The organism is Legionella qingyii (genome assembly GCF_003184185.1).
This window is the reverse complement of the sequence record NZ_QHJG01000012.1, coordinates 98,885-115,655: the sequence shown is the minus strand read 5'-3', so window position 1 is coordinate 115,655 and position 16,771 is coordinate 98,885. Positions and strand designations below refer to the sequence as shown.

The following is a 16,771-nucleotide window of genomic DNA, read 5'->3' as shown; positions in this document are numbered from 1 at the left end:
AAAAGTTCTTTTGTACAAATCATTGACTATCAAACAGGTACAGCTCGAGATAAGCAATTAAATGCTAAGGATAATATTATTATTCAACCTTATAATCCTGCTTGGCCAAAGCTAGCAGAGGCAGAAATTAAGGCGATTAAAACAATTGCTAATCAAGCGTCTTTTGTTTCTATAGACCATATAGGAAGCACGGCTGTTCCTGGACTTTCAAGCAAACCAATTATTGATATTTTCATTGGCGTTCAATCGATAAAAGAAGCTGATCGTTGGGTTTATCCTCTTGAATCACTTGGATATATTTATTGGGAAGAAAATCCAGATAAAACACATTTACGATTTTTTAAAGGAATGCCTCCTTTTGGTGAAGGAAGGACGCATCATGTTCATATTGTAGAGTCCAATAGTAATACATTTGAACATCGCTTATTGTTTAGGGATATACTTCGTCGTGATAAAAGTACGCGATTAGATTATGAGTCACTTAAACTGAGATTAGCACAATCTTATAATCTTGATCGTGAAGCTTATACGGATAATAAATTAGATTTTATTACATCAATACTGCGTGCGAATGGTTATATAAAACCTATTTCACGCTAGATTATTGTACTTTGGATAGAAGCTAATAAACTATTTCATTCGAACGCTATTTTTTAGATTAAAAGTTAAACATGACCCTTTTTTACCAGGATCCCGGCCGGGGGGCATCATTGGGAGTTCTGTCGCAGGATTATATTCTGTGTGGTTTGATTGAATTTCGAAATTTAATTTATTAGTTTTTTCGTTTCTACTGTTGGTTTTAATAATGGCCAAAAACACAATAACCATTAAGATAAAAAGAATGATTATTTAAAACTCCTTTTCAAATTATTTAGAGGGATGTTGGAAAGCATCACCAATCGAGTCAATCACAAACGCGCAATTGATTTGCGCTCTACTAAAATCTGTGGACAATTAGATTTACGGCCTGATTTTATGTTCACGCCTCCAATTGTCTACAGACTGCCCGGCATCAGGATTACTAGTTTATTTCCGGGTATTTCTCTTCCGTTTGATCCTCGACCTGTCCTTGATTATCTTTAGAGCTAGCAAAGAAAGCTATTTGATTTTTTACACAAATAAGCAATAGAGCTTTACTTTTATCTTCTTCGGAAATTAGGGCTAATTTAATTTCAGCCAATAACCCATTAATTTCATCCATGCTATTTTGTAAATTTGGAAAAAAATAAACCTCTGACCTGCCGCTTCTAGCTTGAATTTTTTGTTTAAAAAAATCTATAGAAATTAGATAGGGATTATTGCCAATATACTCCCCTATCTGTTTAATCATTTCTTCACAACTAGCCTGGTTTGGGAGCTTGACATTCTCAACAATTTGACCGGGATTAACAGAGAGCTTTATCCCATATTTCCACTGATCTTGTGCCATTGATAAGACAATACCCCCTAAAAATATTTTAATTTTTTCAAGGGTAGAATCGATGGTAAGTCCTAGTCTTTGCATCTCGAAAAGCACCGATTTACATTCAGCACTTACATTAGATGTCTTGATTTGAGCTAAGGTATAAAGTTTGTTACACAGTTCAGATTTATCTTGCATAAAACATCCTGGGAATTAATAAAAATCAAAAAAAATCGATGTTTAGTCGAAATAAGTTTTCGTTTTTACCATTTAGGTCAATATAAGTCCAATTATTTTTTTTGATATGTCTTATCGAAAAATTTAATATTGCTCGGTTAATCAATTGATTTTAAAGCAGCCGGGTAGTTCGTGGCAGGGCAATTTCAATGATCTTTAGATAGTCTCGTTTCCAGGGCAATACCTTGACTACAAAAAAAATTCACGTAATTTACTGCGATAGAACTTTATGTGAATACTTTAGTTCAAAAAAAACTGTTTTAATTAACCCATGTTTGTTGTTTTGAAATCCAATTACATGAGTTTAAATAACTTTTTAGAGGCTGTCCGGAAAGGGTAATATCTCCAGCGCAGCCATTTTATGTTCAAATTAAAATCATTTTATGGCGAAATCATTGATGCTAAATTATGCTTTGCTGATTTGAAGATTAGGGTGATTTAATTGGATGAGCAAGCGTTATCAAAGTGATTTGACTGACAAACAATGGGCTATTATCAAGCCATTGATTCCTGCAGAAAAAGAAGGCGGCCGTCCAAGGACCACCGGTATGCGGGAGGTTATGAGCGCCATATTTTATTCACTGCGCGCCGGTTGCCAATAGGACTATTTACCCAAATGTTTCCCACCTAAATCAACGGTCTATGATTATTTTTCCCAGTGGCGAGATGATGGTGTTTTAGATGATATGATGCGCGGGCTAAGGGAAGATATAAGGGTAGTTTCAGGACGAAATCCTAAGCCAAGCGCGGGCATAATCGATAGTCAGACGGAAAAACAGCAGGACCTGCACTGAATACAGGCTATTATGGTGGAAAAAAAATTAAAGGAAGAAAGCGACATATCGTAGTAGATGTTCTTGGATTGTTGCTTACAGTTATGGTGCATTCTGCAGGTATTCAAGACAGAGCTGTTGCGCGGTTGGTCATTACTCAACGCATAGTTGTTTTCAATAGCATAAAGATTATTTGGGCTGATGGTGGCTACACTGGAAGCAAATTGATTGACTGGGCTCTCTCTCTTTTTAATATTGTTTGGACTGTGGTTAAACGCCCTCGGAAGATCTTTAAAATCGTGAAATTTCGCTGGATAGTCGAGCGTACTTTTCGTTGGATGAATTATCAGCGACGATTGAGTAAAGACTATGAGTTTTTGCTAAAAAGTAGCGAGGCATTCATAAAATTATCTGCTATTGAGATAATGGTGCGGCGAATTAGTCCTGGCTGAATATGCATAATGGATAAAATAGCATAATTTGATCGATTATCGCGGATATTCATGCGGTATTATGCCGAAAATTAGGTTTTAGCTCTTCAATACTTACCTTTAATTTTGGTTTTATATACTATAGTTAACAAATATGAATTGAAAAGTTTTTCAATATGAATAAATTAATATACAACTTATTATACGAATTATTGAAGCCCAGAAAGAGTTTGCGATTAGCTAAACCCTATAAGAGAAAATATGACGAACAGTTGTATAACACCCTTTTTGAGGATCTGATAAATAGAAAATTAATTTTTCAAAATTTTAAACGAACAATCAATTCATTAAAGACTCATCGAAGCTTTAATAAAAACAAAACATACATACCTAATATGCCATTATCTATGTATGTTGAACCAACTAATATTTGTAATTTAACATGCCCCTCTTGCCCAACTGGAAATAACACCTTAAATCGACCAAGAGGACATATGTCCTTAGAGCTTTTTAAAAGTTTAATGGATGAAGTGGGTGATTATCTTCTTCAGCTTTATTTCTGGAATTATGGGGAACCTACCTTAAATCCTCACTACATTGAAATGTTACACTATGCGAAAAACAAGAATATTTATATTCAAATGGATACTAATGGAACTACTTTAAATAATGAAGCAAACTGTGAAAAAATTGTAGGCACGGGTTTGGATAGAATTACTATTTCATTGGATGGTATAACCAATCACTCCTATAAAGAATTTCGCGGAAAGAATTTTTTTGAAACGGTACGTGATGGCATTCAAAAATTGAGTGAAGCAAAAAAGAGACTAGGCGCAAAGACTCCATTTATTGAGTTACAATTTATTCTAATGAAAACCAATGAACATGAAGTTGATGAACTACTACAACTAGCAAAAAAAATTGGAGCCAACGAGGTGACTCTACGCTATTTTATTTTTAGACAATATGATCAAGTACTACTAAAAGCTTTACTTGACAAATACAAAACAGTGACAAAAGAATATACAATTTATGATTCTTGTAATGGTATTACCGATTATAAGAGAACTATAGACAATTCCTGTTGGAAACTTTATTCAAGTTCCACTGTATGTTGGAATGGAGATGTAGTGCCCTGTTGCTACGATGCGTATGCAAAAGTTCCTCTCGGAAATATGAAAGATGGTTTTCGTAAAGTTTGGAATGGAGAGAAATATCAAGCATTCCGCAAAAAGATTTTTACAGAGAAAAGAAAATTTCATTTGTGTATGAACTGCAACTCAAAAGAAAATTGGGTTCACCAAAGAATATCAATCTCTGAATCTTTTTAGGGCATTAGTCGGTGGGAATGAATTGTAAACACATCCTAGAATAAAAATTCTTTTTTTTACTGGCGTCCCGGAGAGGATTTGAACCTCCGACCTGCCCCTTAGGAGGCGCAAGGCATTAAATTTTATGTTGTCCGATAAAGTTCTTGTTTCCTTGTAAAATATAACATTAATCCTATTGCTTTGTCCGATCTTGTCCATTAGAATGCGTTCAAATCCAATGATTTTTAGGCACCCATTTAGGCACCTGTTATTACTTCCAACCTCACAGAAAGGACATAGTATGAGTGACAAACCTCCAGAAAACAAACTGACTATTCGTAATAGTACTGCTGAATTTCTTATTTTCACACATCAGTCTGGTGAAAATGGGATTGAGGTGCGATATGAAGAGGGAACCATTTGGCTAACTCAAAAGCTAATTGCCGAGTTATTTGACGTGACTGTACCTACCATTAATGAACATCTTAAAAACATTTTCGAATCACAGGAGCTTGATCAAAGTTCAGTCATTAGGAAATTCCTAACAACTGCCAACGATGGTAAAAATTACAATACTCAATATTACAACCTTGATGCAATAATATCTGTTGGCTATCGTGTTAACTCTAAGCGTGCCACTCAATTTCGCCAGTGGGCAACACAGATTTTGAGTGAGTTTTCTATCAAGGGTTTTGTTCTGGATAAAAAACGGCTTGAGAATGGCAGTTTCCTTGGTGAAGACTATTTTGAACGCTTGTTAGAAGAAATTCGAGAAATCCGTCTCAGTGAACGTCGTTTCTATCAAAAAATCACCGATATTTATGCAACCAGTGTTGATTACAATAAAAATGCACCTACAACACGGGATTTTTTCGCTAAAGTACAAAATAAACTACATTATGCAATTCATGGCTACACTGCATCAGAACTTATACTTAATCGTGCAGATAGCAATAAACCCCATATGGGACTCACAAATTGGGAAAATAGCCCACATGGCAAAATCCTTAAAACGGATGTGCCAATTGCCAAAAACTACCTAACAGTTGAGGAATTAGATTCTCTCGGTCGTATAGTCAATGCTTATTTAGAATTAGCAGAAGACCGTGCCAGACGAAAAATTCCCATGACAATGGAAGATTGGTCTACACGACTAGATAAGTTTCTTGAATTTGATGAGCGTGAAATTTTGCAAAATGCAGGCAAGATTAGTGCAAAAATCGCTAAAGATCATGCGGAGAGTGAGTTTGAAAAATATCGCATCATACAAGATAGGCTTTTTGAATCCGATTTCGATAAAGAAATTAAGGCTCTTGAAGAACAAATGAAACTTCAAAATAAAGGGAATGAATAATGTTACGTAGATTCGCGAGATAATGTCTCCCAAATTCAGTGTTTAATTGTGCAACAGGGCGTTGCACAATTTAAGCGAAGGCAATTATTGACCGATTGGGGATTCACTGACTCCCGAATTCGGCAACAACCTGTTGCCAAGTTGATTATAGGAAAATAGATGGGAAAACTAACTGCTAAAGCTGTAGAAAAAGCAGCTCCTCGTGATAAAGAATACAAGCTGCATGACGGTGAAGGTCTTTTTTTGCGAGTTCGCTCAAGTGGGGCAAAAAGCTGGCTCTTCTCATATAGCTTACCCGGCGATAAACGTTTAGTGCGTATGACCATTGGTACTCCTAAAGAACTTAGTTTAAAAGAAGCACGTGATAAAATTAGAGAATTACAAGCATTTGTAAATAGCGGCATTGATCCACGCACGGCAAAGGCTGCTGTGATTGCTGAAAATATGCAAGCAATCACGATGCAGGTTTTATTTGAGCGCTGGATTGAATTCGAAAAGAGCACTCAACGAGTAACGAATACTTGGCTCAAACGTCATGAAGATCGATGGCGGTTGCATCTGCAAAAACCATTAGCTGGCTTATTAGCAAAAGATGTAACACGCGCTCATTTATCTATGGCACTGGATGTCATGACCCATAAAGGAATTAAAGAAGAAACTAGGAAAGCATTATCCTCTCTTAATTTAATGATGGATTATGGCCTTACACGTCATTTAATTGATCAAAATCCAGCACGATTACTTAAACCTAAAGACTTTGCTGCAACGGCTAGTAAACCACGTGATAGGGTATTGTCATTACATGAACTACGTAGATTGTGGCAAGCATTGGATCAAGCAAGTAGTTCAACCCAATTGCCATATGTGGAAATCTCATCTATGTCTATTGTTCTTACTAGCGCTATTAAATTACTCATTTTAACAGGTGCGCGTCGAGGTGAAGTTGCCGCTATGCGTTGGGACGAATTAAATCTTAACGAAGGAATTTGGGTGCTATCATCAGAAAGAACAAAAAATCGCCAAGCACATACAATTTACCTTTCTTCTCTATCTGTTGAAATTCTGCAATCGTTATTGCCGATTTCAGGGCATTCTTTATTCGTTTTTGATACAGGGAGTTATGAAGAGGGCGGTCATATACATACAGATACGTTAACAGGTGCGATTGCACGGTTACGTGGTAAGTCTAAAGGTACAAAAAAGAAATTAGCTTCAAATGCTCCTTTAGCGGACATACCATCTTTTAGTGTCCACGATCTTCGAAGAGCAGCTGCTACGGCATGGGGAGAACATTTAAAAACAGAACCACATATAATTGAGAAAATGTTAAATCATCAGCCTTTGAATAAGTTGGTTGCTACTTATCAACGAGCAGTTTATGCAGAGGAACAAAAGGAGGCATGGGCAAACTGGGGAAATTTAGTTAAGCACCAGATTGCACAAGAACCGAATAATGTAAAACCAATTAGTTCTGCAGCATTGATTAAATTTAAATAGTGAAAGGAATTCAAGTGATGGATGTTGATGCTTTGATTAAAAAGATAGATTATTTAGTAAAGATTCAGCCTGCGGCAATTTGCTCTACTTTAGATAAATCGGATAAGACGAAGGTATCTTATGAAACAATACCTAAAGAGCAAATACGAGCAGATTTGATAAAGCTTGGGGCAGAAGAGATTGAAAGACTTTACAATGAGGAAATTGTAAAGCAAAGAGAGCAACGTGAAAATGATGAAAAAAAACTTTTTTTTCATCAACCATATTATAATGCTGATTTTAGTTATTTTGGAAAAAAAGCACTATGGTCTATTGAAGAAGGGATTACCTTAATTCTTGGTAAAGATCCGGGAAAAATTAAATGGGACAACATAAAAATGTATTCTCATTTATCGCCATTAGTAAAAAAATTCGAAGAAATAAAAGAATTAGCATTAAATTATAATAGCGCTGGCCAACTTCCTGATCCTATAACACCTGGTAAATTTTTAGCATGGGCAGAAAGAATGCAATTTGACATACCTCTAAAATTAAAAGAAGCAGTACAAGAGATAGGTGCTCAGATTGCCGATTGGCAAACACTATACACGCAATCAATTGAACTACTTGATAAAAAAGATCAAATAATACAATTACAACGAGTTATGAATGACAAACTACATTTATCTCATGAGGAGCTAAAAAATAATCCCCTTCAAATGGATCACGGATGTGAGAATTATGCCCCAGAATTAGATGCAGCTAACAATGTTTACAGAGCTGTTATAAATAATCGTAATGAAAGTCTCTCTTTTAAACAACAAGCTTTGTTGCTAATAGAAGAGCTTTATCCTAAATGCTTTTCAAAAGAATCTAAGGAGCGAATAGCAACGGTTATTAATACTAAAAAAGGTAAAAAGGGCGGAAGAGCAGAAATTTTAAATTAAATTTAAAAAACCTACCCCCTTAGATAGCTCTTATATTTACTAGGCTTCTATTAACTTACCCCCCTGTTTTTCGAGAAACCTACCTAACCCTTCTGTCTGTTTAGTCAAAAAAATAGTTTTTAAACTGTTTAGAACATCAACAGACAGGAGTGACTTTTAATGAATCAACTACCGCAAACTGGCTATTTGCGTTTATCGCAAATACTGGGTAATCCCAAAGCTAATCCACCTGTTCCTCCAATAATACCTATTGGTAAATCTTCATGGTGGGAGGGTGTTAAAAACGGCCGTTTTCCTCAGCCTACAAAGTTAGGTCCGCGTATTACTGTTTGGCGAGTTGAAGAAATACGTCAATTGATAAACGACGGTGTAAGAGGGGGTTGATAATGAAGAAAACAACGCATTTGGATCGCGATTATTTTTTATCACAGTTGATTTTACTCGCTGACAAAATGATATCTGATTGTTATTCCGGTCAGAAGTCTAGTGAGGAAATTAAACGGAATTTTTTTATCGGGGTTCAACGTTTAAGAGCAGAGTTATGATGCAAGCTCAAATTGTAGTCGATAGATTTTTAAGACAGGAACATTCTCATGCATTTATGTTAAATGCTTATGAAAGGTTATTGCTTGTTATGTTAGCTAGCTATATGGGTAATAAAACAAGCTGTTTTCCGTCTCATCAATCACTTTCTATAGATTGTGGTATGTCCACCGATTCAGTAAAACGTACTCTGAAGTCTTTAGAGAATAAATATCTAATAAAAATATTGCGTACGACAGGGTCTAGTAACCATTATCAATTAACAATACCTAGTGCCGATAGCACTGGGTGCTCACAGCCACCAGTAGCAAATAGCACTATCCACCTAGTGGCATCAGCAGGGACACCTGGTGCTAATAGCCCCCCTAATAACATCAGTAATAACATCAAGCAATATACATTATTAGCCAACAAAAAATTACGGGTTAAAACTATAAAAAAGACTTTTCCTCAAAAGTTCGCGATAAATGAATCACACCGAGAAAAAGCAAATGGATTAAGTCTAGATATCGACTCTGAATTTGAACACTTCAAGGAACATCATATCGCTAAAGGAAGTAAATTTTCTGATTGGGGAATGGCTTTTCATACATGGTTAAGAAATGCAGCGAAGTTTTCTCAACAAAAAAAATCATTCGATACAACAAATATAATGTCGGGGGTAGGTCGTGAATAATTTTAGACAAATATCGGTAATGTTAGCGCAACGTGCTGAAGAGATAGCTCGATATTTATTACCCAATGGAAAACGACAAGGTAGTGAATGGTGTACAGGAAGTATTAATGGTGAGTCTGGTGAGTCTCTAAAGGTACATCTAGTGGGTGATAAAGCCGGAGTATGGTGCGATTTTGCAACGGGTGAGAAAGGTGATTTACTTGACCTTTGGGCGATTAAACGTAATTCAAAGATCTCTGAAGCCCTTAAAGAAGCAAGCCACTATCTAGGTATATCAACACCCAAATTTGAAGCTCATAGCACCTTAAAATTTGTTAAACCGATTTTAAAAAATACTTCCCCAGTAAAACAAAATTCACCAACAATGGATTATTTAATAAATGAAAGGAAATTAACCTCTGAAACCATAAAAGCTTATAAAGTTGGGGAGGCAGGTCATAATATTATTTTTCCTTACTGGCGAGAAGATGAGCTTATTTTTGTAAAACAGCTTAGTTTAATTCGAGTTAATGGAAAAAAACAAATTGTCGTTGAGCCAAATTGTGAACCGTGTTTGTTTGGCTGGCATTTAATACCTAATAACTCCAGAACAATCACTCTTTGTGAGGGCGAAATTGATGCAATGAGCTTATATCAATATGGTTTTCCCGCTCTTTCAGTTCCCTTCGGCGGTGGAGGTGGTAATAAACAAAAATGGCTTGAATACGAATTTGATCGGCTGGCAATTTTTGATGAAATAAACCTTTGTTTGGATAATGATAGAGAAGGACAAACAGCAACTCTCGAATTAATCGAGCGTTTAGGTCGCCATCGTTGCCGTATTGTAAAACTGCCATACAAAGATGCTAATGAATGTTTACAAAAAAGAATAATAAAAGAGCAAATCAAAAAATGTTTTGATGAAGCACGCACATTAGATCCCGAAGAGCTGCGCTCTGCAAGTTTATATACAGAAGAAGTCATCGAGGAGTTCTATCCCAATACACATACAATGCTTGGTTATAACCCACCCTGGCAATATATTCAAAATAAAATTATCTTTCGGCCTAATGAACTTTCAATCTGGACTGGTATTAATGGTCATGGAAAATCTCAATTGTTAGGACATATAATTTTGTCTTCAATGCAACAAGGTGCGAGGGTGTGTATTGCTAGCCTTGAAATAAAACCTAAAAAATTGTTAAAGAGATTAACTCGTCAAGCCGCAGGTCTTGCTGAACCAACCCCAGAATATATTCGCGCAATTCTTGAATGGTATGAAGATAAATTGTGGTTATTCGACCTTGTGGGTACAGCAAAGTCAGATCGATTACTTGAAGTATTTCTTTATGCACACCAACGTTATGGTATTGATGTATTTGTAATTGATTCCTTCATGAAATGTGGAATAGATGAAGAGGATTTTAAAGCACAAAAAGCATTTATCGAGAAAATTTGTGACTTCAAAAACCAGTATAATTGCCATGTTCATATAGTAGTTCATCCCCGTAAATCTAATGATGAAACTCAAATGCCATCAAAATTAGATTGTAAAGGTACCGGGGCTATTACAGATTTAGCAGACAATTGTTTTACAGTGTGGCGCAACAAAGCCAAAGAAGAAATTGCACAAATGCAATTAAATGGAATGTCTCTCGATTCAAGACAATCTGCAAAGCTGGAGGAGTGCGATTGTATTTTGCGTTGTGATAAACAACGCAATGGAGAATGGGAAGGTAAAACCGCATTATGGTTTGATAGGCAATCATTTCAATACCTCGGTAAACCTGGCCATAAAGCTAAGCAGTTTGTTGAGTTTTCCGTATTAAATAGCAAATAGTATTTTCTTAAAAGGAGTAGCAATTATGGATTTAAATAAGAAAGTTGGAAGACCAACGATTTATAATCAAGAATTAGTAAACCTAATCTGCGAACGGGTAGCCACTCATGAAGTTGGGCTGAAACAGCTTTGTTCTATGTATGATGATATGCCAGATAAAACCACCATTAACAAATGGCGTTATAAATATCCTGAATTTTACACCCAATACGCGCAAGCCAAAATATCTCAAATTGAAACCTTAGTGGATGAAATTATAGATATAGCTGATGATTCAACACAAGATGAAATAATTAACGAACAAGGTGTGCGTGTTTGCAATGGTGAGTTTATCGCTCGTTCTAGGCTTAGAATTGACACACGTAAATGGCTGGCTGCTAAACTGATACCAAGGCTTTATGGCAATAAAGATGATGCTTTTATAAGCCTGAAATTTCCAGATGAGGTTAAAGATGCAAACATATTACTTCCTATGAGTGCAGAGGTTTTCAGGGCATTGGGAAATCAAGAGATCACTTCTGGTGAGGCAAAAATTTTAATAGGAATGTTAAAAGATTACAGTAGCTCTATAGCAATTATCGACTTGAACGAAAGAATGTCGAAATTATTAGAAGGTGAGAAAATCAATCGCCCCACTAATGCAGGAGAAGAAAATGCGTAAGAAAATTGATCAACTATTAGCCTATGGACAAGAAGATGAGGCGGTGTTTCTCATAGAAAAACTATGGGAGAGAGAGACTAAAGCAGCTCAAGCAGAGCAAAGAAAGTTAATTAATCAATTAAATCGGCGTATAAATGAATTAGAAAATCGATTGAATTAAAGAGATGATATACGGGTCTTTGTCAGTTGTAGTAGTTATAACTTGATCTGACAGTTGCCAGTTTATCAGAAATGTCTGCCAGGTCAAATTTAATTTATAAATTTAGTCTTTATGAACTCGAAGTCAGAAATCGCGCTTCACAATTGCTTACTATGACGGTATCACTATCATCTAAATTATGAAATTGAATATGGGAATCTGCTTCACCCCCATTTATTTCAACGGGAAATATCATAAGATGATTAATATTTCTGTTTAATTCCCCTTGATAATAGGGAGAAGACAATTGTGCCCCATTTAAATATATTTTATATGGATTTTGATTGGCTACATTAAGTTTCATTTGAAGAACAACAGGATATTCTTTTTGATAATTAGGATTGATAATATCACAAGTAATCACGTATGTTGCTTTAGTAATTCTTGGTATCATAACCTTTAGAAAACTGTATGGTTTGCTTTCACCCCCGTCAAAAGGGAATGGGCCGGAATTTAAAACAGCTGCATTTGTTGTTTCAATTGTTAAAAATACAATAAACAATAAGATAAATTTTTTCATTTATAGTCCTCAATATTCGCTGGAGAATTGCCTCCCTAAATGATACTCATAGCCGTGGTTTTATGAGTATAGGGCGCATATTCTAAATGTATGCGCAAAAACATCCAGCACTTATTAAAATAGGCGAAAGAATCAGGGAACTCCGCAAAGAAAAGGGGTACTCTCAGGAGTCTTTTGCTTCTGAAGTTGGGCTGGATCCAGATATATGGGGTCTGTGGAGCGTGGTGAACGCAATATAGCAACCCTTAATCTGATTAGGATAGCAAAAACCCTTAAAGTAGAAGGTTGGTGCATTATTCCCTGATGCCATAAGTTTATCAATTGATTAATTATTGTTTAGATCAAATTACTTGCATGTACCAGAATATTGCTTGATATAGTCAGTTATTATTTCTTGGGCATAATATATTGTATCAACGCGCACCCTAGTCTATAAAGTTTTTGTCCATAAAAACTCATATATAATTATTTAATAAATGCATGAAATGGAATTAAATTGGACAATATCGAATTACTTTGGCAAGAAAAAGCAAAAAAAGCAAAGATAAAACTTGAATCTTTAGTTAGCTCAGCTGATGCTGAAACACTTCTTACTGTTATGATTGGTTACATATGTTTTTTAAGTCCAGAATTACAAATTGGAGATAAATACGGAAGGCATCCAGCTATGCTAGAAGCATTAGCCAAAAGTCTTATACCTAATTTTGGAGATTCATTTCAAAAAATTACTACTCCCCAAATGATTGTTGAGTGTTACGACATACTGGATGAATATGTTCAATTTAATACCATATCACCGAGCGAGGCTCACGTGGATGATAATCAAATTGAATCTATTGAATACATTTTACGCATGTCATCTGAGGTTATTCGAGGCAATGCCTACCCAGAACAAACACAACGAATGATTTTAGAGATTCAAGGTCGTTTTGATAAATGGTTTTCACAAAAATCAGGTTTATGTCCAACTAAGTTAGTTGGAACAATATCATCCATAATTTATGATCTTGAAAAGCATTATGGTGAATGGTTAAATCAATTTAAAAGCGCTCTGAATAACTCTAGACCATCTGAAAACCACGATGCAGACTATGCATATAGCTTTTTGAAAGAGCTAATTTTTTCAATGCCAAAAATATTGCCTATAGCCCTCGAAGATTATTTATTAACTTCAGATGAAGTATATGCCTTAAAAAAATTAATCGGAGTTTCTAAAAGCGATTGTCATGGAGATATTGTTATTCAAAAACACCCTATGTACATTTTGACTTGCGGAAAAGTCTTGTTTTCACATTTATCAAATCTTATGGATGTAGCTTGGGAAAAATTTAATTTATTAGCTAAGACTGATAAAAAATTTTATGCAAGATATCAAAAACATAGGGCAGAATGGCTTGAAAAAGAAGGTGCGAATGCTTTAAAAAGGATATTTCCTCAAGATTGTATTTTCGAGAATTTAACCTACCCCGATCCAGAAAAGAAGACAGGTATCGCTGAACTTGATATTGCAGTTAAATTTGGCCCCTTTTTAATATTGCTTGAAGCAAAATCTAAACAATTTAGATTTGAGTCACAGAGGGGAAATAAAAAAACCTTAACAGCTGATATTATTGGTAATATAGTTGAAGCCTTTACTCAGAATATAAGAACCATAAAATATATAGCCTCAAACAAGCATGTTACGTTTAAAGAAACAGAAACTGACCGAACATTAAGTTTTGCTAGCAACTCCATTCAAAAAATATATCCAATCTCATTATCATTATTTCATTTAGCTGGGCTTGGTAGTGAAATGAAGCGATTACAAGAACTAGGACTTTTCCAAGATAATAATTTTCCTTTTTCTATATGTTTAGCTGATTTGGATTTAATTACAAAGACAAATATATTTCCCGAAGCATTTTTACATTACATAGAACGAAGACTTTGTATTTTATCCTTGGAACAAGATTGGCATGGGGATGAACTATCACTTTTTTCGATGTATCTAGATACCAGATTAGAATATTCAAATTTTACAGATAATCATGAAGCTGTACCCGACATAATTTACACTTCCTCTTCTCCTAAATTTGATGAGTTAATGCTTTATGAGCGAGGTTTATTAGATAACCCGCCTGATTTTAGGTTAAAACTTCCAGACTCCATTAAAAAAATTATATCTGAATACAGTGTGTATAATGATGATTCTGCGAAATGGATTATTTTTTCTCTACTAGAATTAGATAACAGTGTACTATACGCCATTGATCAGGCTATTAAAAATCTATCAAACTATAAATCAAGTGGACCAAGAAAAATAAGAAGGTGTGTAATACCCATAACACCTGCTAAAGTCGTTATATCTTTAATCGCATCAAACAATTTATCTTTAATTGATCTTCAAACCCAAAACCAAGCAATAACGTTATTGAAAAATACCGTCATAAAGCCAATAAATCAATCGGATTAGGCATACTATGTAATAATTCCGATCATCTAATTAATACCGCAAGTTATATAGAATTTCCTTGGGAATATGATCGTAATATAGAGGGATTAATTGATAGCGAAACCAAGCCAACCCCCACTAAAAAGAAAAAAACAGGAAGAAACTCTCTTTGTCCCTGTGGCAGTGGAAAAAAATACAAAAAGTGCTGCTTAAATAGCTAGTCAAAGGTTTAGATATCAATATTTTTAATCAACTGCGCACAGTTCACCATGAACAGAATCGACTAAACTCGATATATTTTCCCCTAATTGATCGGGATTAAGAGAGGGTAATAAAGTATTGAGAAGATAATTATCGTGGCTAATAATCACAGAAAAATACGAGGCAGCGATTACTTGAAGGCTATCTGTAAATCTATCTTCGCGTGGTGTAGCTTGATTTCGTATGATTAAAAAATTCAAATAAAACTGGGAATATAATGCTGTTCGCAATGCCGGAAGTGTATTCAGCTTTTTAAGAAGAGTTGCAATATTGTCTTTTGACAAAATTTTTCCGGTTAATTCTTCTATCCATTTTTGTAATATCAAGGGAGTTATTTCAATTTGCTTAAAGCAATGCGTCAAATAAGCTTGTAATGTTAATCCTTTATTTCGTTTAATATTTTCTGGACTCCATAATTTTTCTCTGCAGTCGTCCCAAAAAAATTGTCTTCCAATGATAAATTCCTCATGAGTTTTATCAAAAATACCCATTGAATAGTGTTTGATCCGATCAGTTAATATTTCTTCGGTATAATATCCCAAGAGAGGATCAACACTACTACCCTGCATTAGATTATTAAGTTCTTGTTCATATAAAACTTTTCTTTGGCAGCTATATACAGGTTTTAGTTGTTTTAGAAAATTAAAAAGATTGACAGCTTTCTCATATTCAACTGTAAAGCAACGTGCCAATTCATAAATGGTATCCATACCAACGACCGGTATCAAGTTTTTTGATGCAAGTAGCTTATTAGCACTGACAGCATTAAATTGATTTTTATAAAACCAGTTAATTGCAGAGGTTTCTATAAAGGCAGTTCTCAACTTATTTCCTTTGAGCATTCATAATCACTCATTATATATGCATGAATGCCATATGCCCATTATTTAAGTCACATCTAGACTCAATACCAATTCAGAGGAACTATTAAAAATTTTCAAAAGGTAGTACCGAGGTAGCACAAAAACATAATATTTAAAAATTTCATTATTTCATTGATTATTAAGCTTTTTTTTGTGCCGCTGATGTGAATCGAACACACGACCTTTTGATTACGAATCATTTATTTAATCAATAGGTTATCTAATGCTGATAATACACTATTAAATCCTGTAATGATTACCTCATAAAAATCGTCTTTTATGATATTCAATCCTGTTTTATCGTCAAACTCATATTGATTGGGATCAACTGCAAATGAGGATGGATATAAAAATTTGTATAGCTCGGTTTGTGTTGGATCTAATTGTTCTTGTTTCCTCTTTTTATCAGCATAATACAGATGTATGTTAAGAGTGATTTTTTTTATTATCTCTTTGATAATATACTGATAATATAAACTTGATAAAGTTAGGCTCTGATCATTTTTCTTGGGAAGGGTTAGGGTCTTTTCTAAAATACTTATCTCTTTTGATATGACATACGCTTGTTTCGCTATTTCCATAAGAGGGGGAATTTTATAATCATCAATATACTTAATAAAATCATCATTATGGCTTGGTCTGAATTCAGGCTGCCTCTGTTCCAGGATAGAAAAGTATAGTCTATTAATATCCATAGCAATGTTAAGAAAATTATTTGATTGTCTTTCTGCTATGTAAATTTTTTTCCATTGAGTGTAACCATAAATTACTAGAATAATTGTTGTTGCAGATAAAAGATTACTAGTTACTGGGCTGGATAATACTTTTAATATGATCATATGGGCTTCAGAAAGTAATATTTAATTTT

At 34.7% G+C, this 16,771-nt stretch carries 19 protein-coding genes; 15 read left to right on the top strand and 4 right to left on the bottom strand.

Translation table 11 applies throughout. From position 1 onward, the window contains the following. Window positions 1-600, top strand: a 600-nt coding sequence (locus DGG96_RS09040; protein ID WP_165831596.1) for a GrpB family protein, incomplete at its 5' end; no start/stop codon positions are given. A gap of 421 nt (window positions 601-1,021) precedes the next feature. Here DGG96_RS09040 and DGG96_RS09030 read toward each other — a convergent pair. Continuing rightward, the gene (locus tag DGG96_RS09030) at window positions 1,022-1,600 is read right to left on the bottom strand and encodes a hypothetical protein (protein ID WP_110142392.1); all 579 of its coding nucleotides are present in this window, start codon (window positions 1,598-1,600) and stop codon (window positions 1,022-1,024) included. A gap of 485 nt (window positions 1,601-2,085) precedes the next feature. Between DGG96_RS09030 and DGG96_RS21400 the strand changes: the two genes are divergently transcribed. The 12 genes from DGG96_RS21400 to DGG96_RS20805 all read left to right on the top strand — a co-directional run bounded on the left by DGG96_RS21400 (window position 2,086) and on the right by DGG96_RS20805 (window position 11,789). Then, window positions 2,086-2,241 carry a transposase gene (locus tag DGG96_RS21400; protein ID WP_110142391.1) on the top strand — a complete coding sequence of 52 codons (156 nt, stop codon included), beginning with the start codon at window positions 2,086-2,088 and terminating at the stop codon, window positions 2,239-2,241. A 188-nt stretch (window positions 2,242-2,429) separates the two neighbouring features. Further along, window positions 2,430-2,864, top strand: coding sequence for a transposase (locus DGG96_RS09015; protein WP_110142389.1), 435 nt, complete (start codon window positions 2,430-2,432; stop codon window positions 2,862-2,864). Between the two features lie 155 nt (window positions 2,865-3,019). Next, window positions 3,020-4,174 (top strand): radical SAM/SPASM domain-containing protein, encoded by a 1,155-nt coding sequence (locus DGG96_RS09010; RefSeq protein WP_110142388.1) that lies wholly within the window; start codon window positions 3,020-3,022, stop codon window positions 4,172-4,174. 280 nt (window positions 4,175-4,454) lie between these two features. Then, a complete protein-coding gene (locus tag DGG96_RS09005) occupies window positions 4,455-5,507 on the top strand; it encodes a virulence RhuM family protein (RefSeq protein WP_110142387.1) in 1,053 nt (350 codons plus the stop codon). A gap of 159 nt (window positions 5,508-5,666) precedes the next feature. Continuing rightward, complete coding sequence (locus tag DGG96_RS09000; RefSeq protein ID WP_110142386.1) at window positions 5,667-7,004, top strand: tyrosine-type recombinase/integrase; 1,338 nt, start codon at window positions 5,667-5,669, stop codon at window positions 7,002-7,004. 17 nt (window positions 7,005-7,021) lie between these two features. Next, window positions 7,022-7,930 carry a hypothetical protein gene (locus DGG96_RS08995; RefSeq protein ID WP_110142385.1) on the top strand — a complete coding sequence of 303 codons (909 nt, stop codon included), beginning with the start codon at window positions 7,022-7,024 and terminating at the stop codon, window positions 7,928-7,930. 159 nt (window positions 7,931-8,089) lie between these two features. Beyond that, on the top strand, window positions 8,090-8,314 hold the full coding sequence (locus DGG96_RS08990) for a helix-turn-helix transcriptional regulator (protein ID WP_110142384.1): 225 nt from the start codon (window positions 8,090-8,092) through the stop codon (window positions 8,312-8,314). Between the two features lie 2 nt (window positions 8,315-8,316). Further along, the gene (locus DGG96_RS20810) at window positions 8,317-8,475 is read left to right on the top strand and encodes a hypothetical protein (RefSeq protein ID WP_158618875.1); all 159 of its coding nucleotides are present in this window, start codon (window positions 8,317-8,319) and stop codon (window positions 8,473-8,475) included. Continuing rightward, on the top strand, window positions 8,472-9,149 hold the full coding sequence (locus DGG96_RS08985) for a helix-turn-helix domain-containing protein (RefSeq protein WP_110142383.1): 678 nt from the start codon (window positions 8,472-8,474) through the stop codon (window positions 9,147-9,149). Before DGG96_RS20810 ends, DGG96_RS08985 begins: the two co-directional genes overlap by 4 nt. Next, complete coding sequence (locus DGG96_RS08980) at window positions 9,142-10,968, top strand: toprim domain-containing protein (protein WP_110142382.1); 1,827 nt, start codon at window positions 9,142-9,144, stop codon at window positions 10,966-10,968. The genes DGG96_RS08985 and DGG96_RS08980 overlap by 8 nt, the downstream gene beginning before the upstream one ends. Before the next feature lie 25 nt (window positions 10,969-10,993). Then, a complete protein-coding gene (locus tag DGG96_RS08975; RefSeq protein WP_110142381.1) occupies window positions 10,994-11,629 on the top strand; it encodes a terminase small subunit-like protein in 636 nt (211 codons plus the stop codon). Beyond that, window positions 11,622-11,789 carry a hypothetical protein gene (locus tag DGG96_RS20805; protein ID WP_158618874.1) on the top strand — a complete coding sequence of 56 codons (168 nt, stop codon included), beginning with the start codon at window positions 11,622-11,624 and terminating at the stop codon, window positions 11,787-11,789. Before DGG96_RS08975 ends, DGG96_RS20805 begins: the two co-directional genes overlap by 8 nt. A 109-nt stretch (window positions 11,790-11,898) precedes the next feature. Here the strand turns inward: DGG96_RS20805 and DGG96_RS08970 are convergent, their stop codons facing one another. After that, a complete protein-coding gene (locus tag DGG96_RS08970) occupies window positions 11,899-12,348 on the bottom strand; it encodes a hypothetical protein (RefSeq protein ID WP_110142380.1) in 450 nt (149 codons plus the stop codon). 496 nt (window positions 12,349-12,844) lie between these two features. On the opposite strand from DGG96_RS08970, the gene DGG96_RS08960 reads away from it, so the two are divergent. After that, window positions 12,845-14,800 (top strand): hypothetical protein, encoded by a 1,956-nt coding sequence (locus DGG96_RS08960; protein ID WP_110142379.1) that lies wholly within the window; start codon window positions 12,845-12,847, stop codon window positions 14,798-14,800. Next, a complete protein-coding gene (locus DGG96_RS21395; RefSeq protein ID WP_110142407.1) occupies window positions 14,758-15,000 on the top strand; it encodes an SEC-C metal-binding domain-containing protein in 243 nt (80 codons plus the stop codon). The genes DGG96_RS08960 and DGG96_RS21395 overlap by 43 nt, the downstream gene beginning before the upstream one ends. A 24-nt stretch (window positions 15,001-15,024) precedes the next feature. Here the strand turns inward: DGG96_RS21395 and DGG96_RS08950 are convergent, their stop codons facing one another. Together DGG96_RS08950 and DGG96_RS08945 are read right to left on the bottom strand one after the other, a co-directional pair. Continuing rightward, on the bottom strand, window positions 15,025-15,882 hold the full coding sequence (locus DGG96_RS08950) for a hypothetical protein (RefSeq protein ID WP_110142378.1): 858 nt from the start codon (window positions 15,880-15,882) through the stop codon (window positions 15,025-15,027). 221 nt (window positions 15,883-16,103) lie between these two features. After that, on the bottom strand, window positions 16,104-16,742 hold the full coding sequence (locus tag DGG96_RS08945) for a hypothetical protein (RefSeq protein WP_110142377.1): 639 nt from the start codon (window positions 16,740-16,742) through the stop codon (window positions 16,104-16,106). Window positions 16,743-16,771 lie beyond the last annotated feature (29 nt).

Excerpts from the sequence above, each read along its gene's own strand:
- DGG96_RS20805 (WP_158618874.1), top strand. The coding sequence starts at position 11,622 with ATGCGTAAGAAAATTGATCAACTATTAGCCTATGGACAAGAAGATGAG.
- DGG96_RS08990 (WP_110142384.1), top strand. The coding sequence starts at position 8,090 with ATGAATCAACTACCGCAAACTGGCTATTTGCGTTTATCGCAAATACTG.
- DGG96_RS09000 (WP_110142386.1), top strand. The coding sequence starts at position 5,667 with ATGGGAAAACTAACTGCTAAAGCTGTAGAAAAAGCAGCTCCTCGTGAT.
- DGG96_RS08950 (WP_110142378.1), bottom strand. The coding sequence starts at position 15,882 with ATGCTCAAAGGAAATAAGTTGAGAACTGCCTTTATAGAAACCTCTGCA.
- DGG96_RS08995 (WP_110142385.1), top strand. The coding sequence starts at position 7,022 with ATGGATGTTGATGCTTTGATTAAAAAGATAGATTATTTAGTAAAGATT.
- DGG96_RS08970 (WP_110142380.1), bottom strand. The coding sequence starts at position 12,348 with ATGAAAAAATTTATCTTATTGTTTATTGTATTTTTAACAATTGAAACA.
- DGG96_RS09030 (WP_110142392.1), bottom strand. The coding sequence starts at position 1,600 with ATGCAAGATAAATCTGAACTGTGTAACAAACTTTATACCTTAGCTCAA.
- DGG96_RS08975 (WP_110142381.1), top strand. The coding sequence starts at position 10,994 with ATGGATTTAAATAAGAAAGTTGGAAGACCAACGATTTATAATCAAGAA.
- DGG96_RS20810 (WP_158618875.1), top strand. The coding sequence starts at position 8,317 with ATGAAGAAAACAACGCATTTGGATCGCGATTATTTTTTATCACAGTTG.
- DGG96_RS08945 (WP_110142377.1), bottom strand. The coding sequence starts at position 16,742 with ATGATCATATTAAAAGTATTATCCAGCCCAGTAACTAGTAATCTTTTA.
- DGG96_RS09010 (WP_110142388.1), top strand. The coding sequence starts at position 3,020 with ATGAATAAATTAATATACAACTTATTATACGAATTATTGAAGCCCAGA.
- DGG96_RS09005 (WP_110142387.1), top strand. The coding sequence starts at position 4,455 with ATGAGTGACAAACCTCCAGAAAACAAACTGACTATTCGTAATAGTACT.
- DGG96_RS08985 (WP_110142383.1), top strand. The coding sequence starts at position 8,472 with ATGATGCAAGCTCAAATTGTAGTCGATAGATTTTTAAGACAGGAACAT.
- DGG96_RS21400 (WP_110142391.1), top strand. The coding sequence starts at position 2,086 with ATGAGCAAGCGTTATCAAAGTGATTTGACTGACAAACAATGGGCTATT.